15 protein-coding genes and 1 pseudogene are annotated in these 14169 nt (G+C 66.2%); 7 read left to right on the top strand and 9 right to left on the bottom strand.

Annotated elements, in window-relative coordinates; all coding sequences use genetic code 11:
• Positions 1 to 95: 95 nt before the first annotated feature.
• The 6 genes and pseudogenes from ABIC51_RS32970 to ABIC51_RS32945 all read left to right on the top strand — a co-directional run.
• Positions 96 to 365, top strand: a pseudogene (locus ABIC51_RS32970) (DNA adenine methylase); the annotation flags it as partial.
• A gap of 102 nt (positions 366 to 467) precedes the next feature.
• Positions 468 to 1364, top strand: coding sequence for a hypothetical protein (locus tag ABIC51_RS32965; protein ID WP_354006826.1), 897 nt, complete (start codon positions 468 to 470; stop codon positions 1362 to 1364).
• A 205-nt stretch (positions 1365 to 1569) separates the two neighbouring features.
• Positions 1570 to 2067, top strand: coding sequence for a lysozyme (locus ABIC51_RS32960; RefSeq protein WP_174413904.1), 498 nt, complete (start codon positions 1570 to 1572; stop codon positions 2065 to 2067).
• Positions 2064 to 2489, top strand: a complete 426-nt coding sequence (locus ABIC51_RS32955; protein ID WP_113047551.1) for a lysozyme inhibitor LprI family protein — start codon at positions 2064 to 2066, stop codon at positions 2487 to 2489. Before ABIC51_RS32960 ends, ABIC51_RS32955 begins: the two co-directional genes overlap by 4 nt.
• A gap of 401 nt (positions 2490 to 2890) precedes the next feature.
• The gene (locus ABIC51_RS32950; RefSeq protein ID WP_155632827.1) at positions 2891 to 3223 is read left to right on the top strand and encodes a hypothetical protein; all 333 of its coding nucleotides are present in this window, start codon (positions 2891 to 2893) and stop codon (positions 3221 to 3223) included.
• 434 nt (positions 3224 to 3657) lie between these two features.
• Positions 3658 to 4224, top strand: a complete 567-nt coding sequence (locus tag ABIC51_RS32945) for a GNAT family N-acetyltransferase (protein ID WP_060199302.1) — start codon at positions 3658 to 3660, stop codon at positions 4222 to 4224.
• Between the two features lie 21 nt (positions 4225 to 4245).
• Here ABIC51_RS32945 and ABIC51_RS32940 read toward each other — a convergent pair whose 3' ends face one another.
• The 4 genes from ABIC51_RS32940 to ABIC51_RS32925 all read right to left on the bottom strand — a co-directional run bounded on the left by ABIC51_RS32940 (position 4246) and on the right by ABIC51_RS32925 (position 6968).
• Positions 4246 to 4632 carry a VOC family protein gene (locus ABIC51_RS32940; protein WP_146253856.1) on the bottom strand — a complete coding sequence of 129 codons (387 nt, stop codon included), beginning with the start codon at positions 4630 to 4632 and terminating at the stop codon, positions 4246 to 4248.
• Positions 4633 to 4889: 257 nt separating this feature from the next.
• Positions 4890 to 5654, bottom strand: a complete 765-nt coding sequence (locus ABIC51_RS32935; RefSeq protein WP_175861390.1) for a hypothetical protein — start codon at positions 5652 to 5654, stop codon at positions 4890 to 4892.
• A gap of 51 nt (positions 5655 to 5705) precedes the next feature.
• The gene (locus ABIC51_RS32930; protein WP_027789397.1) at positions 5706 to 6314 is read right to left on the bottom strand and encodes an acyl-homoserine-lactone synthase; all 609 of its coding nucleotides are present in this window, start codon (positions 6312 to 6314) and stop codon (positions 5706 to 5708) included.
• A 210-nt stretch (positions 6315 to 6524) separates the two neighbouring features.
• Positions 6525 to 6968, bottom strand: a complete 444-nt coding sequence (locus tag ABIC51_RS32925) for a DUF4902 domain-containing protein (protein ID WP_059697617.1) — start codon at positions 6966 to 6968, stop codon at positions 6525 to 6527.
• A 73-nt stretch (positions 6969 to 7041) separates the two neighbouring features.
• Between ABIC51_RS32925 and ABIC51_RS32920 the strand changes: the two genes are divergently transcribed.
• Complete coding sequence (locus tag ABIC51_RS32920) at positions 7042 to 7761, top strand: autoinducer binding domain-containing protein (RefSeq protein WP_027789395.1); 720 nt, start codon at positions 7042 to 7044, stop codon at positions 7759 to 7761.
• A gap of 50 nt (positions 7762 to 7811) precedes the next feature.
• Here the strand turns inward: ABIC51_RS32920 and ABIC51_RS32915 are convergent, their stop codons facing one another.
• The 5 genes from ABIC51_RS32915 to ABIC51_RS32895 all read right to left on the bottom strand — a co-directional run bounded on the left by ABIC51_RS32915 (position 7812) and on the right by ABIC51_RS32895 (position 13739).
• A complete protein-coding gene (locus tag ABIC51_RS32915) occupies positions 7812 to 8519 on the bottom strand; it encodes an MgtC/SapB family protein (RefSeq protein ID WP_021162348.1) in 708 nt (235 codons plus the stop codon).
• Between the two features lie 305 nt (positions 8520 to 8824).
• Positions 8825 to 10369 (bottom strand): TolC family protein, encoded by a 1545-nt coding sequence (locus tag ABIC51_RS32910; protein ID WP_027789394.1) that lies wholly within the window; start codon positions 10367 to 10369, stop codon positions 8825 to 8827.
• A complete protein-coding gene (locus ABIC51_RS32905; RefSeq protein WP_175861392.1) occupies positions 10356 to 12419 on the bottom strand; it encodes an FUSC family protein in 2064 nt (687 codons plus the stop codon). The genes ABIC51_RS32910 and ABIC51_RS32905 overlap by 14 nt, the downstream gene beginning before the upstream one ends.
• Entirely contained in the window at positions 12400 to 13449 is a 1050-nt protein-coding gene (gene mdtN, locus ABIC51_RS32900) for a multidrug transporter subunit MdtN (protein WP_059697609.1), read from the bottom strand. Before mdtN ends, ABIC51_RS32905 begins: the two co-directional genes overlap by 20 nt.
• Positions 13446 to 13739, bottom strand: coding sequence for a hypothetical protein (locus tag ABIC51_RS32895; protein ID WP_060313047.1), 294 nt, complete (start codon positions 13737 to 13739; stop codon positions 13446 to 13448). The genes mdtN and ABIC51_RS32895 overlap by 4 nt, the downstream gene beginning before the upstream one ends.
• Between the last annotated feature and the right edge of the window lie 430 nt (positions 13740 to 14169).

Below are 14169 nucleotides of genomic sequence, written 5' to 3'. Positions count from 1 at the left end.
GCATGCTCCGGTAGGCTACAGGCGACGGAACGCCTGGTTTCCTCCTTGCCGTTTCCGGCAGTGAAACAACAAACTATGCGACCTCACGTCGCACCTATCTCGATCCGCCTTACTACGAAACAGAGGGTTATGGCGTGCCGTTCCCTTTCGTCGAGTACGAAAAGATGGCGGACCGACTTCGGTCGTTGAGGGGCCGGGCCATCGTGAGCCTCAACGATCACCCTGATATTCGGCGTGTGTTCCGGGATTTCCACATCGAGACTGTGCCGATTCCATACACCGTCGGACGCGGGCGGGGCGTCGAGCGTGACGAGCTGATCATCTCCAGTTGGGATGTTGCCGCACTACCCGTCGGGCTGTTCTAACCTTGGCCCGCGCTTGCCGCGGGCTTTCTATTTCACGAAGTCGTAATCGATATGTAAAATCGTCGATCCGGGGATATAACAACTTCCGACCTGAGAACCACAATGAAAAAAACTTTGATTGCTGCGGTATTGGCGGGGCTCGCTCTTTCGGCCTGTGGTGGCGGGGATGACTCGTCGACGCCGGCAGCGTCCGGTCCGGCGATCCGGCTTGCGTATTCGGGCGCGCCGCTGGTCACGACGCAGCGTGCGCATGCAATGGCCGCCGCGGCTGACGTCTCGAGCGCCGCGTCGGCGCCAGGCGCATCTGCCGCCGACGTGCAGGCGACGATCACTGCGCTGCAGGCCGCATTCAAGGCACGAGGCGCAGACATTGCCGTCTATCCTAGCGTCGTCAGCGGTTCGAAGCTGCACGACATCGTCATGAGCGAGAACGGCGGTGTCGGGCCGACCACTGCCGAGATCCTGAATTCGAAAACCAATATCAGCGAGTGGGCGCTGGTTTATTTCGAGCTGGACGATATGTCCGGGTATATCGATTCGGCAGAGCGGCGCGCCGCGGTCGACCAGTTCAAACGCGATCTGCGGGTGTACGGTGGGCGCGAAATGCTCAAGGGACGTGTGATTTTTGCGGCCCGACCGATCGTTTCGTGCGCAAAGCCGAAGGAGGTCCGGACCGTCGATGAAAACGGATACGTCGTCGTGAACTCGTACAAACCTACGTCGCAGGTTCTGTACGAGGTGATCGATGGTGCCGGCTCCGATGGGTTGGTTTCGCCCATTGGCGGCATTTTCAATTCCGACGCATCCCACATGGGCACGGACTGCAGCACGCCAGACCAGACCGCGCAAGACGCGCACCTGGCCAGCATTGCCGATCCGCTGGTCGAACGCTACAAGGTCGCGCTCGACACGATCAACAAGTGCAAATACAACCCGTCGGCCATTCCGGAGGCTGACCGGTCGGCACAGTGCTGGGGCATCGAGCCGGTGAAGAAGTAACGTCGCGCGGGGAGATCCATGTTACCGATGAAGTTGGGTCGTCTGCCTCGATCGAATTCAAACGAAGGGCTTAGAGCCCGCGCCATTGGCAGGCTAGTCGAAGGAATGGGCGGCGTGCGGTTCGTTTCCGTTTTAACCCTCCGATGATAAAGTGCGTTGTCTACGCGGCCGTCGTGGACCCTAAAATGGCACTGAGAGGAAGAATATGGCGAACGAAAACAAGCGCCTGAGCGAGGCCGGCTGGGCCGCGCTGCGCCAGCGCGAGCAGGCAGTCATGCACTACTACAACGACCAGGCGAACAACTGCACGTTCGGCGTGGGCACCCTCGCGCATACCGGCGCGTGCACGCCCGAAGAACTGCGTCGCCCGGTGACGCCGGCGCAGGTCAACGCGCAGCTCGCAGCGCGCGTGAGTACCGCGGAGGCCCAGGTCCGTCGGAACGTCACACAGCGCGAACTCACGCAGGCGCAATTCGATGAATTGGTCAGCTACACGTACAACGCCGGCAATACGGGTGCGCTGTCCGCGCTGCATTCCGCGAACCAGAACAACGACGCCGGGGTCGTATCGCACATGAACCAGCGCGTCTACATCCATCCGCGCGACGCTCAAGGACGACGTCTTGCTCCAGTGCGATCGAACGGCCTCGTCAACCGGCGCCGCCTAGAAGCCGCCCCGTTTCACCCCCAGAGGGCGCGATGAAGAAGCACCTCCTCTGGATGCTCCTGGTGGTATCGGGAGCTGCGGTTGCAGATCAGAGCCCCGCCGATGAGATTTCGGCGCGCAGCGGGCTGCCGGCCAGCGAGGTCACGGCGCTACTCAACAACTGTGACGGAAGCCAGACCAGCATGAATTTCTGCGCTTGGCGCGATCAGATCGTCGCCGAGCGCGAACTGCAGCAGGTGGTCGACAAGCAGGTCGCCGAGCATCCGGAGCGCAAGATCGGCCTTGAGGCGAAGGTGGCGAAGTGGAAGAAGGCGCGCGACACGTCCTGCGAGAAGTCGGCCCGGAAGGAGTGGGGCGACGGCTCAATGCGGCCGGCTGCGCAGGCGATTTGTGCGACGGCGGCGACGAAGCGGATGACGAAGCGGTTGTCAGTGCGTGTGACAGGCAAGCCGTCCTGATCCGGTCGGACCGGTAAGGCAAGAAAGCCCGCCCAGTGCGGGCTTTCTATTTGGTGCCGCGGTCGGTGCGATATCGGTTCGATGGCGTTACGCCAAAGTTGCCGAAGAGGCTTGCTGTATAAGGCTAGAATGGGACGTCACTGGTCCCCCCGACAGGGATCGGCCACTAGCCGCCGCTGAAAGGCGTCGCTACGTCGTCATTTGGGTGGCGCGTTATACTCCGAAGGCGGACTCTCATGGCTTAAGATGCTGTGGGATTGAAAGCTACGTCGCAAGCACGACAGGGTCCTAGGAAGCCTATTTATTCCAGGTCAACAGTTCCAGCGGGCCGGCAGTTTTAGTCAACGCCCGACAAGGGGACATGCTCTGGGTGGTGGGGTAATATAAATATCGGGGTATTTATGGAAATCTCAAAAGAAGACAAAAAGCGAATTAAGGCCCTTGCCTCGGAAGGAAAAACCATTTCTGATATCTTTGAGCAATTCAGAAAAATCTACCCGGATACCGAGTATGTGGATTATTACTGGATTGTTTATGGTGCTGGCGGCCAGAGTGCTTTGGGTGTTAAAAGGACAATTACCAACAGAATTAACGAACTTGTTACCCTGAAGGGAGACAAAAAGCGATTCAATGAGGTGATCGACGAATTGCAGGAGCTTGTAAATCACCTCTACAAAGAACACAAGAAAAACCGAGACAAGCTGGCAAAAATTCGGGAAGCACTCGGGGAGTAATCTTTTTTGTTTTATGGAGCGACGCCGGGACAGGGCCTTCACCCATGCCCAAAATCCAGGCGGCGCCAACATGCCAATTCAGATACGCGACGGCACAACGCAAATGCACGTGTGACCGATGTTCAAAGAAAGCTGCCACTGGAGTCATCCTTGGTCCAGCGGCCGGAGTGGGTGGTGGATTCAACGGTCGTTCGCGAAAATAGTGAGCGTAGGTTGTGGCGTAGGTTTATGGCTTTATGCTTGTGAAGCAAGGCGCGGCCGTTACTTCGAAGAAAACGAGTAATCCCCGCGGGCGCTGCCGGCGCCCGTTTCTCGTCATCAGTTCCCGCGATCGTCGCCGGCGGACGCGACGATCACGATTTCCCCCTTCGTCCTCTCTGCCTTCGGGTTGGTGACGACACTCGCGTCACGCCGCCTGAACGATCCTGTTCCCCATGTCCACACCGTCGAAAATCGAAACCGCGCGTCTGACGCTGCGTCGCTGGCAGCCGGTGGATGCGGGCGCGCTGTCGGCGCTGCATGCGGATCCGGACGTGACCGCGTGGCTCGCGCGCGGCCCGATGTCCGTTGACGAGGCGAGCGACGTCATCGCGCGCTTCGACGCGCATTTCGATGCGTACGGTTTCGGCCCGTGGGCGGTCGAGCGCCGCGCCGACGGGATGTTGATCGGGGTATGCGGCCTGTCGCACGAGGTGCGCGCAACGCACCCGATGGCGCCGTGCGTCGAGATCATGTGGCGGCAGGCTCGCCACGCATGGGGGCATGGCTACGTCGCCGAAGCGGCTGCCGCCGCGTTGGCCGACGGGTTCGAGCGGATCGGGCTCGGCGAGATTCTCGCGTGGACCGCCGACACTAATCTACGATCGCAGCACGTGATGCAGCGGCTTGGCATGCACCATCAGCCCGCGCGCGATTTCGACCATCCTGCGTTGCCGGAAGGGCACGCGCTGCGTCGGCACGTCGTGTATGCCGCCCGCGCCGCCGGCCTGGCCGGCGCGTAACGACTCACGCGGATTCGCTCGTCAGCGCCACGTACCGTTCTGCAGCACGATCCGGTAGCCGTCGGCATCCTCGAAGGTCTGGCCGGATATTTCCCAGTACGGATTGAACGACGTCACGGGCATGAAGCCGTGCGCCGTGGCGCGCGCGCAGGCGGTTTCCCATTCCGGCCGATCGGGCAGGTAGAACACGATCAGGTCTTCCGGCGTCGGCGACGGCGCGATCGGATGGTCGGGGCAGTGCGTGAATTCGAAGTGATAGTCGAGGCCGTCGCGTCCGAGCATCACGCCGGAAAAGCCGTCGTGATCCTCAAAGCGTGCGAGAACGGACAGGTCGAGAGCGTCGCGATACATGCGCTCGGTTCGGGCGAGGTTGCTGACCGGGCGGGCAATGCGCAGATGGGCGTGCAAGATGGCCTCGGGGGAACGTGGCAGACCCGCCGATGATAATCGATCCGGATTGTGGCGCGTCGGAATGCCCGGGCAGGCAATCGATGAAGGAGGGCGGTGGTATGGCCCCGCAATTCGAGCAGGCAAGAAAAAGCCCGCTACATTGAGCGGGCTGAATCCATGTTTGGAGACATGGAGGAGACAGACGTGAATTTAAGGGAAAACCCGAGGCATGGCAAGCCCTAGTTGTATCGATACAACTTCCTGTTGTGCCGCGTTCACATGCCGCTGGCCCGCGCATGCGCCGCAAACGCGCTGAATCGCTCCTGCGCGACCGGCAGCGCGAACTTGTCGCGCATCTCCGTCTCGATCCATGCACAGGCCTCGCGTGCGCAGTCGGTCAGCGCGTGGCGTGTCGCATGGCCGTCTATGTCGTAGACGAAGCGCACGCCGACCTCGTCGTCGGCGACCTGCCGCTCGATCTGGTTGAGTTGCAGTTGTGGCCCGTGCTGCTGCGAAAGCGCGCGCAATTCGTCGAAGTGATATTCGAGCCAGTCGGCAAAGAACAGCGCGTCGCTGTGGCACGGCAGCCGGAAGGCCGCGCTGCGCGACGGACGCGGCCCGGCTTCACCGGCCGGTGCGTGCGATTCGCCGTCGGTGGCGATGGACGTGTCGACAGGGGCGAGCGGATGCTGAAGCCGGCGGTAGGGCTCGCGATCGCGCAGCGCATGCCACAGCAATTCGTCACCGGCGGCGCCGGACGGCTGCATCGTCAGGTCATGCCGGCCTTCGCCGGCCGGGGCGATGTCGCGGATCACGAGGCGCAGCGAGCAGAGCGGTTCGTCCGCGACCAGCAACGTCGCCGCACGCGGCAGCCCGCAGACCAGCGGCGCCGCGCCGGGGGCACGGAACACGAGGCCGCGCCGGTCGAGCCGCACGAGCGGCAGCGGCCGTGGAAACGACGGGTAGGCGACCGCGATGCGGGCGCCGCCGGCGCTCGTCAACCCGGGCATCATCGCGCGAAAGACCTGAGACTGGTCCACGTTGATTCTCCTTCGTTACGATGCCGCCCGGACAGGAACGCGCGTTCCGGGTCAGGCGGCGATGGCTTGCCGGGCGGCCTGCCCCGGCTCGATTCCTAGCGCGGCAAACGTTTGCGGATCGATGTCGATCCAGCACGCGACCACCAGACGCCCATCTACCTGCTTCGGCGGGCCTGCGCGGTGCGCGTGTATGCCGATCCGGCGGAACAGCCGCTCCATGCTCGCGAACGTCACGCCGATCAACTGCCGCGCGCCGAGCTGCGCCGCGCACTCGACGACGGCCGCGAGCATCGGGCGCACGGCCCATTCGGCGTTGCCCGGCCCACCTTCGTCGTCGGTCGCCGCGAACCGGGACAGCTCCCAGACAGCGGCCGATTGCGGCAGCGGCATGTCTTCGGCGATCAGGTCGGCGAACAGCGACTTCAGCAGATACGGGCGCGTCGTCGGCAGCAGGCGTGCACATCCGCACATGTCGCCGCCGGCGTTTCGCGCGAACACGTAGACGGTATCGTCGCGATCGAACTGGTCGCGCTCGAAGCTTTCGTTCGCCGACGGGAGCGCCCAACCGAGCTGTTCGACGAACACACGGCGCCGGTAGCGCCCGAGATCCGCTGCAAGTTCGTGTGGCAACCGCCCTTCCTCGTGAACGAAGGTCCGCATGGTGTCCTCGGATTTGTGCTTTTGTATGTGCGCATTACATCGCGCCGCACGAGGGGGCTGTAACTGGTAACTCTTACAGGGTGACGGTGGAATGACGCCGATCAGGACGTGGTAACGGTTTCTTGATCAACGGGATTGAAAACCGGGCCGCTTTTGCTTATAAAGAGCGCCAGCACTGCGGAAATTGTCAGAGGAATGCGGGGCCAGTTGTCACTGGAGCGTCGGACCGGCATGATAGGCGTCGTTGTGCCCGAGCAGGGCCGACGCGACCGCTGCGGGCCAGTCGATGCACGCGAGCCGCGCGGCAAGCGCGGCGGCCGTGCGGAACATGCCGATGTCGGCACCCGTGGCGTCGACGGCCATCACGTTGCTGCGGACGTCGCCGCCCGCGATCACGAACGTGCCCGTCGCGCGTTCGAGGTACCAGTCCCAGCCGACCGTCACGTAAGCGACGCCGGCACTGGCCGGGCGATGCCATTCGGTATAACCGGCGAGGCGTGCGTCGATTGCGCTGTCGCGCAGTTCCGCACGCAGCGATGCGTCGAGGCCGCTTGCGACATGGTCGAGCGCGAGCACGGCCAGTGCGCTTTCTGACAGGCGTACGTAGCCGTCCGGGGACGGGCCGGGGACCGGGTGCAGCAAAGGTGAAGTCATGCGCGGAATGTATCAGCGTCGAACGGGTGCTGGAACCTGACAAGTATGACAGCGTGACGTTGTCGGAGAATGAATGGAACTGCGCTGGCAGGATGCCTATCAACAATTCAGTGCCGCGGAAGACGAGCAGCAGCTCTTCCAGCGGATTGCCGCCTATTCCAAACGGCTGGGATTCGAATACTGCTGTTATGGCATTCGCGTGCCGCTGCCGGTATCGAAGCCGTCGGTAGCCATCTTCGATACCTATCCCGACGGCTGGATGGCGCACTATCAGGCGCACAACTACATCGAGATCGATTCGACGGTTCGCGACGGCGCGCTCAGCACCAACATGATCGTCTGGCCGGACGTCGACCAGATCGAACCGTGCCCGCTGTGGCAGGACGCGCGGGATTTCGGGCTGTCGGTGGGCGTCGCGCAATCGAGCTGGGCGGCCCGCGGCGCGTTCGGCCTGCTGAGCATCGCACGCCATGCGGACCGCCTGACGCCGGCCGAAATCAACATGCTGACGCTGCAGACGAACTGGCTCGCGAACCTGTCGCATTCGCTGATGAGCCGCTTCATGGTGCCGAAGCTGTCGCCGGCGGCGGGCGTCACGCTGACCGCGCGCGAGCGCGAGGTGCTGTGCTGGACGGCCGAGGGCAAGACCGCGTGCGAAATCGGCCAGATCCTCAGCATCTCGGAGCGAACGGTCAACTTCCACGTCAACAACATCCTCGAGAAGCTGGGTGCGACGAACAAGGTCCAGGCGGTCGTCAAGGCAATCTCGGCCGGGCTGATCGAGGCGCCCTGACCTCGAACGAGGGCGGGCGGCAGCGCGAAATGCCGCTGCCGCCAGGCCGCTCACTCCATCATCGGCTCCGCTTCCTTCGCGGTCCAGCTCACGCTGGAAATGCTCTTCTCCATGCTCATCCGGCTCGCGATCTGCTCGAGCTTCTGCTGATCCTTCGGATGCAGCTTCAGTGTCGCGGTCACCTTCAGCCGGTCCGGCTGGTCGGGCACGTCCTCGCTCGTGAGGCTCTGGAACGACAGCGGCTTTGCATACATCGAGTTCGACAGCAGCGTGCGGATGTGCACTTCGTCGGCGGTCAGGCAGATCACGGTGATCTGGTATTCGCGCACGAGATCGGCGTTCGACACCGGGGTTGCGTTGATCGCCTGGCTGACGCCGCGCAGCACCGTATTGGTGAGGAGTACGACGCCCGTGCCAGCAAGCGCGGGCACGTAATGACCGGAGCCGGCCAGTACGCCGACGGCGGCCGAGCACCACAGTGTCGCGGCCGTGTTGATGCCCTGGATCGAGCCCTTGTCGCGCATGATCACGCCGCCGCCGAGAAAGCCGACGCCCGACACGACGTATGCGGCGATCTGCGTGACGCCCGCGACGCCGTTGCCGGTCAGCACGCCGAGCGTGACGAACAGGCACGCGCCGCTCGCGACGAGCGTGATCGTGCGCAGGCCGGCCGTGCGCTGGCGCATCTGGCGCTCGAGGCCGATGGCGACGCCGCAGGCGAACGCGGTGAAAAGGCGGAGTGCGAAATCGAAAGTCATGGTTGTCCTGCCGTGCAAGGAGCGCGTGCCGTCCCGCGTCGCTGCGGCGCACGGCCGAAGGCGACACGACGATAGCCGTCATCGCGCGGTACTGTACCGCGCGAATGCGTCATTCAGTGTGAAACGGTGGGCGTGCGGCTCGCGGAACGCGAGCCGGGCAGGAGAACTGCGTCGGACAGGCGTTCAGGCGGCAAGCGGCGCACGCAACGGAGTGCTGCAACTGTCCACGATGGTTCCTGAAGGAAGAATGGGCGGCATTCTAGTGGGCGGCGCGCGCATGCGTCAACCGCCTCGCGGCGGTCGTGCTACTGCGCCGAGCCGATCGTCCCCGTCGCGAGCGCGAGCCCGGCGGCAGCGGACAGTGCACCGGCATAGCTGTCGACCTCCGCGTTGCGCGCGGCGAGCAACTGGCTTTGCGCGATCGTCGCATCGGTGACCGAACCGACGCCGTTCCGGTACGCGGTCAGCGCCGCGTCGTAGCTCGTCTGCGCGGCATCGACGAGCGCCTTCGCGGCGTCGTGCGACGCAAGGCTCGTCTGCACCGCGTTCTGCGCGGCGACCACCTGGCGGACGGCTTCCTCCTTGGTCCGCGTGAGTCGCGCGGACGCGCTTTCCGCGTCGTTGCGCGCCTGCATCAGCACGGCCGAGCGCATGCCGCCGTCGTACAGCGGGATCGTCACGCCGAGGAACACGCCGCCGCCGTAGCGGCTGCCGTTCAGGTTGACGGTCGGTGACTGGTCGCCGATCGCGGGCAGCGCGGAGATGGACGTGCCGCCGCTCGCGTACGACGTCGACGCAGACAGGAAGATCTTCGGCATGAACGCGGCTTCCGCGGCCTTGATCTTCGCGCGATTGGCTTTTTCAAGCGCGAACGCGCCCTGAAGGTCGGGGCGGCGCGCAATTGCGTCCGACACGATCGCATCGACCGACGAGCCGAGTGCGGGCGGCAGCGGCCGCTTCGGCAGCGCGGCGATGGTCGGCTTCGACAGCGGCGAGATGCCGAGCGCGGAGACGAGGGCGAGGTAGCTGTCGCTCTCCGCGCCGTTCGCCTGCACGAGCGCGAGGTTTGCCTGCGCGCGGTTCTGCGTCGCCTGCGCGAGCTCGACGACCGTGCCGACGCCGTGCTTGAGCCGCGCGCGGGAGGCCGCGAGGATCGCGTCCGCGTTCGCGAGGCCCTGCTGCGCACTGAGGGCGCGCGAGCGCGCGGCTTCGTAGCGGTAGTACGCGACGGTCACGTCGTGGATCACCTGCTGATGCACGGCCGTGAACGCGACGTTCGACGCGATCGACGCCTGCTCGGCCGCCTCGACGCGCGCCGCGCGGCCGCCGAAATCGAACAGCAGCCATTGCAGCGACAGCGCCGAGATCGTGCCGTGAACGGTGGTGTCGCTCGACGAGTCGCCGAGGATCGTCGACGTCGAGCCGTGGTTGGCCTGGTACGCGCCCATGGCCGTCGCCGACAACCTCGGCAGGTAGGCGGCCTTGGCCAGGCCGACCGCGAGCGCCGCGTTGCGCGCGTCGTTCCAGGCGATGCGGGTCAGCGGGTTCGCCGATTCGGCGAGATCGATCAGTTCGGGCAGCGTGTACGCGTGCGCGGCATCGAGCGCAGCCGGCGGCGAGACCGACGCGAGCGCGGGCGACGCGGGCAGCGTGTAGTCATGCGAACCTTGCGCGGACGCGCGCGGCGGGCCCGGCACGATGTCGCCGGCAGCCGACGTTTGCGGTTGCCATGGGCGGTCGGACGCCTCCGGCGCCAGATCGATCGACGACGTCGCGCAGCCGGCCAGCGCGACGGCGGTCGCGAGGGCGGCGGCGGCGATCGAGGCGGCCGGCGGTTCAGGTAGGCGCATGGGGGGCAGGCTCCTTCGGTGTGGCTTGACGGGCGGCGTCGGCGATGTGCGCGAGCCGCGTGTCGATCAGGTTCAGCAGCGCGTCGCGCGCGGGGTCGGCAGGGGCAAGGCCCGGCGCGGTGGCCGGCGGTGCGGGCGAATCCGCATGACGCGCGGCTTCGTCGTCGCGCGGGTCGGTCACGCGCGCGAGCTGCGCGGCGATCGCCGCGTCGCCAGGCTTGCGTTCGGCGAGGAGGAACAGCGGGCCTTCGAGCGCGCCGAGTTCCGCGAGCGCGCGCCGCCGCGTGGCGAGCCACGTGGCGGCCGGTCGCACCCACGACGGTTCGTAGTGAACCAGCCCGAGCGCCTGCGCGATCGCGCCGTGGCGGGCGAACGCGTCGGCCGCGAGCGCGCGCCGCTCGGCCGGCTGCGCGACCTGCGCGAGGCGCCGCCACTGGTCCGTCAGCGCGGCGAGCCCGGCGTCGATCTGCTTGCCGATGCTGACGGGCCAGATGCGCGTGAACACGAGATACACGACGACGTTGCCGAGCAGGATGCCGATCGTGCGGTCGCGCGCGATCGTCAGGTCGAAACCGGGGCCGGCGCCCTGGATCACGCACAGGAAAAACGCGAACGCGATCTGGAAGCCCGCGTACGCGATGCGCGGCGAGCCGAATGCGACCCACGCGGCGAGCCAGCCGCCGGCGAACACCAGCGCCATCAGATGGCCGACCGACGACAGCGACGGCACGACGAACACGAGCGCGGCGGTGCCGAGCAGCGCGCCGACGATGCAGCCGAGAATCCGCAGCGTGAGCTTCTCGACCGTCTCGGCCGTCGAACCGAGCGACACGATGTAGCAGGTGACGACGCACGTATGGATGCCCGACCAGTCGAGCTGCGAATACAGCAGATAGCAGAAGATCGCCGCGGCGGTCGTTTTCAGCGCGTAGCGGATGTGGTCGGGATTGGTGCGCGCGTCGGGTAGGAAGAAGCCGCCGCGCGGTGCGGCGGCTTCCGCGGGGGCAGGCGTTCCGGGCGCGGCCGCCGGCGTGTTGGCCGCGGCGGCCGGTGCATCCGTCGCGGCTTCGGCCGCTGCGACCGGTTCCGCGAAGCGCGTGATCGCCGCATGGATATCCGTGGCGGCGACGCGCGCGAGCGGCGGCAATGTGTCGGCCGGCGGCAGCGTGAGCGTCACGTCGACGGGGTAGCCGCCCTGGTCGAGGATGTCGGCCATCTCGTCGAGCGTCGCGGCGATCGGGGTGGCGTACGTGTCGGGCAGGCGCGCGCCCGGTTCGCGATCGGCCAGCGCGACGCCGACGAGCAGCGCGGTGCTCGATGCCACGGCCTGCCGCAACGCCGCGAAGTCGGCGGCGGACGACGAGCCTTCGAGCGTCGACAGCTTGAGCCACGTGAGCAGCTGCTTGTCGCCTTCGTGAAGGCTGGCATCGAATGCGTCGCGCGCCGCATCGTCGCCGCGCAGCCGCTGCGCGGCGAGCCGCAGGCGCTTCGCGAGCTGGGCGTGCGCGAGCTTGCGCGGCGACGGCGCGATCAGCAGGTTGACGACGATCGCGACACCGGCCGGGATCGCGATCGTCAGCCAGATGTACAGCAGCGCACGTGTCGCGGCTTCACCGAACGGCGCGAGGCCGAGCTGGTCGAGCCCGAAACCGACGATCATCGCGAGGATCGCGCCCACCGGGCGCAGCTTGCTGGCGGAAGTCAGGTACAGGAGCGCGACCGACAGCACGGCCATGCACGCGACCCGCAGGATCGAATAGTCGATGCTGAAGATCGCGATGCCAAGCACGAGCCCGATCACGATCGTGACGATCAGCAGCAGCGCGGCCGCGAGCACGACGCTCGTCACGCGGTCGGCACGGATCATGAAGAACACGACGTACGCGGACAGCGCGGCTTCGGGCGTGCCGTATGCGGCCGTCACGAACGCGGTCAGCGCGCAGATCAGTGCGACCCGCGCGGCAATCGACGCGCGCCCCGGAAACGGTGCGAGCAGCCGCAGGACTTCGCGCGGGCCCGGCGAGCGAACCTCAGCGGCAGGCAGTGCCATGCCGGACCTCGACGATCGCGCTGGCGCCGACGCGCACGAGCGTGCCGTCGGGTTCGTCGAGCTTCACGCGCACCGGGAAGCGCTGCGCGACGTGCACCCAGTTCACCGAGTTCTGCACGATCGGCAGCGAGCGCGGCAGGTTGATGCGCGCGCTGTCGGCGATGCCGGCGCCGATGCCGACGACCTTGCCCGTCAGCGGGCGGCTGCGGTCGATCATCGAATACACGGTCGCGCAGTCGCCGACCGCGATGCGGCTCAGTGCCGTCTCGCGGAAATTGCCGACCGCGAACCATTCGCGTGCGTCGATCAGCGTGAAGATCGACTGGTTCGGCGCGAGGGTTTCGCCGGCGAGAACGGTCAGGCCCGTCACGAGCCCGTCGTGCGGCGCGCGCACGACGGTGTCTTCGAGCGCATGCTGAGCGCGCGCCAGCGCGGCCTCGCGTGCATGCAGCGTCGCGATCGCGTCGGCTTCGTCGCCGATCGTCTGCGCGGACGCGCGCTGCTGTTCCTGTGCCTGCGTGAGCGACACGGCTGCGTCGCGCTGGCGAACCTTCGCCTGGTCGAACTGCTGCGCGCTGACGTAGCCCTGCGCGGCGAGCGGGGCGAGCCGGTTCACGTCGCGCGTCGCGAGATCGTGGTTCTGCGTCGCGCGCTTGACCTGCTCGGCGGCCACGGCCGCGTTCGAGCGCTCGCCGATCAGCGAACGGCGGCGCGTGTCGAGCGACGCGCGCGCGAGCTCGAGGTCGGCCTGCGCCTGCGCAACGGTCAGACGGTACGGAACGGGATCGATCACGTACAGCAGGTCGCCCTTCGCGACGCGCTGGTTTTCATGCACCGCGAGCTGCACGATGCGGCCGCCGACCGGCGACGCGACGTGCACGACGTCCGCGTCGATCGACGCGTCGTCGGTGGACGGGTAGGCCGTCGTGCGGTGGTACGCGTATACGAGTGCGGCGATGCCGAGCGCGACGATCGCGAGGGCGATCACGCGGCCTTTGACGGAGGGGCGGGCGGTGCCGGCGGCCTTCATGCGAACGGCCCCGTGCCGGTGAGCCACACGATCACGGCGATCACGAGCCCGATCGCGGTGCAGACGGCAAGCTGGTAGGGCACCGTGGCCGCCCAGCCGGTTGCGACGAATACGCGGTGCGCGACGATCGCACCGATCACGCCGACGATCGCGCTGACGAGCCAAAGCGGGAAATATGCGCCGAACAGGACGTACGACGGTGCGCCGCGCGATGCGCAGCCCGCGAGCGGCAGGGCTGGCGCAAGGACGGCGGCGACGCGCAAGGGCGCGCGCGGCGTTGTTTTTCTCATGATGTGACGAGCTCGACGGTGGGGGTGGATGCCGGGCGCGGCGCAATGTGGATCGTCGCCGCGACGACGATTCCGGGATACGGAGCCGATAATAAATCAGCGCGATGCGGATCGCCAGCCATCCTTCCTGCTCACCATGGCGGAGCGGTGGCGGTTCAGGGGGCGTGTCCGCATGGCCGGCATCGCGTTTCCGCAACCGGGGGCAGCGCAGACCGAGTCGTCGCGATTCTGCCAGTGCGGGCTCGCGTAGGGTTGCTAACGGACTGTAAAGGATCGTCAGACGAACGGAGCGTGGCTGAATTTGCGATGTCGGGAGAGCGGAATCGGTGCGGAAACGGGCGATTGTCGTTCTGACGCGCGGGAATCAGGCTGACCTGGCTGGCCGATGAGGGCGCGGTCGCACGCCGTGCCGGACGGCATCGACGCCAAA

It is taken from the genome of Burkholderia sp. 572 (assembly GCF_040545135.1).
GTDB classification, from domain to species: domain Bacteria; phylum Pseudomonadota; class Gammaproteobacteria; order Burkholderiales; family Burkholderiaceae; genus Burkholderia; species Burkholderia cepacia.
Note: the sequence above shows the minus strand (reverse complement) of the source record. Positions and strands in the feature narration are given on the sequence as shown.

What these genes read in the sequence shown, in the direction of transcription:
- ABIC51_RS32945 (WP_060199302.1), top strand. Translation starts at nt 3,658, where the DNA reads ATGTCCACACCGTCGAAAATCGAAACCGCGCGTCTGACGCTGCGTCGC.
- ABIC51_RS32925 (WP_059697617.1), bottom strand. Translation starts at nt 6,968, where the DNA reads ATGACTTCACCTTTGCTGCACCCGGTCCCCGGCCCGTCCCCGGACGGC.
- ABIC51_RS32920 (WP_027789395.1), top strand. Translation starts at nt 7,042, where the DNA reads ATGGAACTGCGCTGGCAGGATGCCTATCAACAATTCAGTGCCGCGGAA.
- ABIC51_RS32895 (WP_060313047.1), bottom strand. Translation starts at nt 13,739, where the DNA reads ATGAGAAAAACAACGCCGCGCGCGCCCTTGCGCGTCGCCGCCGTCCTT.
- mdtN (WP_059697609.1), bottom strand. Translation starts at nt 13,449, where the DNA reads ATGAAGGCCGCCGGCACCGCCCGCCCCTCCGTCAAAGGCCGCGTGATC.
- ABIC51_RS32910 (WP_027789394.1), bottom strand. Translation starts at nt 10,369, where the DNA reads ATGCGCCTACCTGAACCGCCGGCCGCCTCGATCGCCGCCGCCGCCCTC.
- ABIC51_RS32950 (WP_155632827.1), top strand. Translation starts at nt 2,891, where the DNA reads ATGGAAATCTCAAAAGAAGACAAAAAGCGAATTAAGGCCCTTGCCTCG.
- ABIC51_RS32960 (WP_174413904.1), top strand. Translation starts at nt 1,570, where the DNA reads ATGGCGAACGAAAACAAGCGCCTGAGCGAGGCCGGCTGGGCCGCGCTG.
- ABIC51_RS32955 (WP_113047551.1), top strand. Translation starts at nt 2,064, where the DNA reads ATGAAGAAGCACCTCCTCTGGATGCTCCTGGTGGTATCGGGAGCTGCG.
- ABIC51_RS32965 (WP_354006826.1), top strand. Translation starts at nt 468, where the DNA reads ATGAAAAAAACTTTGATTGCTGCGGTATTGGCGGGGCTCGCTCTTTCG.
- ABIC51_RS32930 (WP_027789397.1), bottom strand. Translation starts at nt 6,314, where the DNA reads ATGCGGACCTTCGTTCACGAGGAAGGGCGGTTGCCACACGAACTTGCA.
- ABIC51_RS32915 (WP_021162348.1), bottom strand. Translation starts at nt 8,519, where the DNA reads ATGACTTTCGATTTCGCACTCCGCCTTTTCACCGCGTTCGCCTGCGGC.
- ABIC51_RS32905 (WP_175861392.1), bottom strand. Translation starts at nt 12,419, where the DNA reads ATGGCACTGCCTGCCGCTGAGGTTCGCTCGCCGGGCCCGCGCGAAGTC.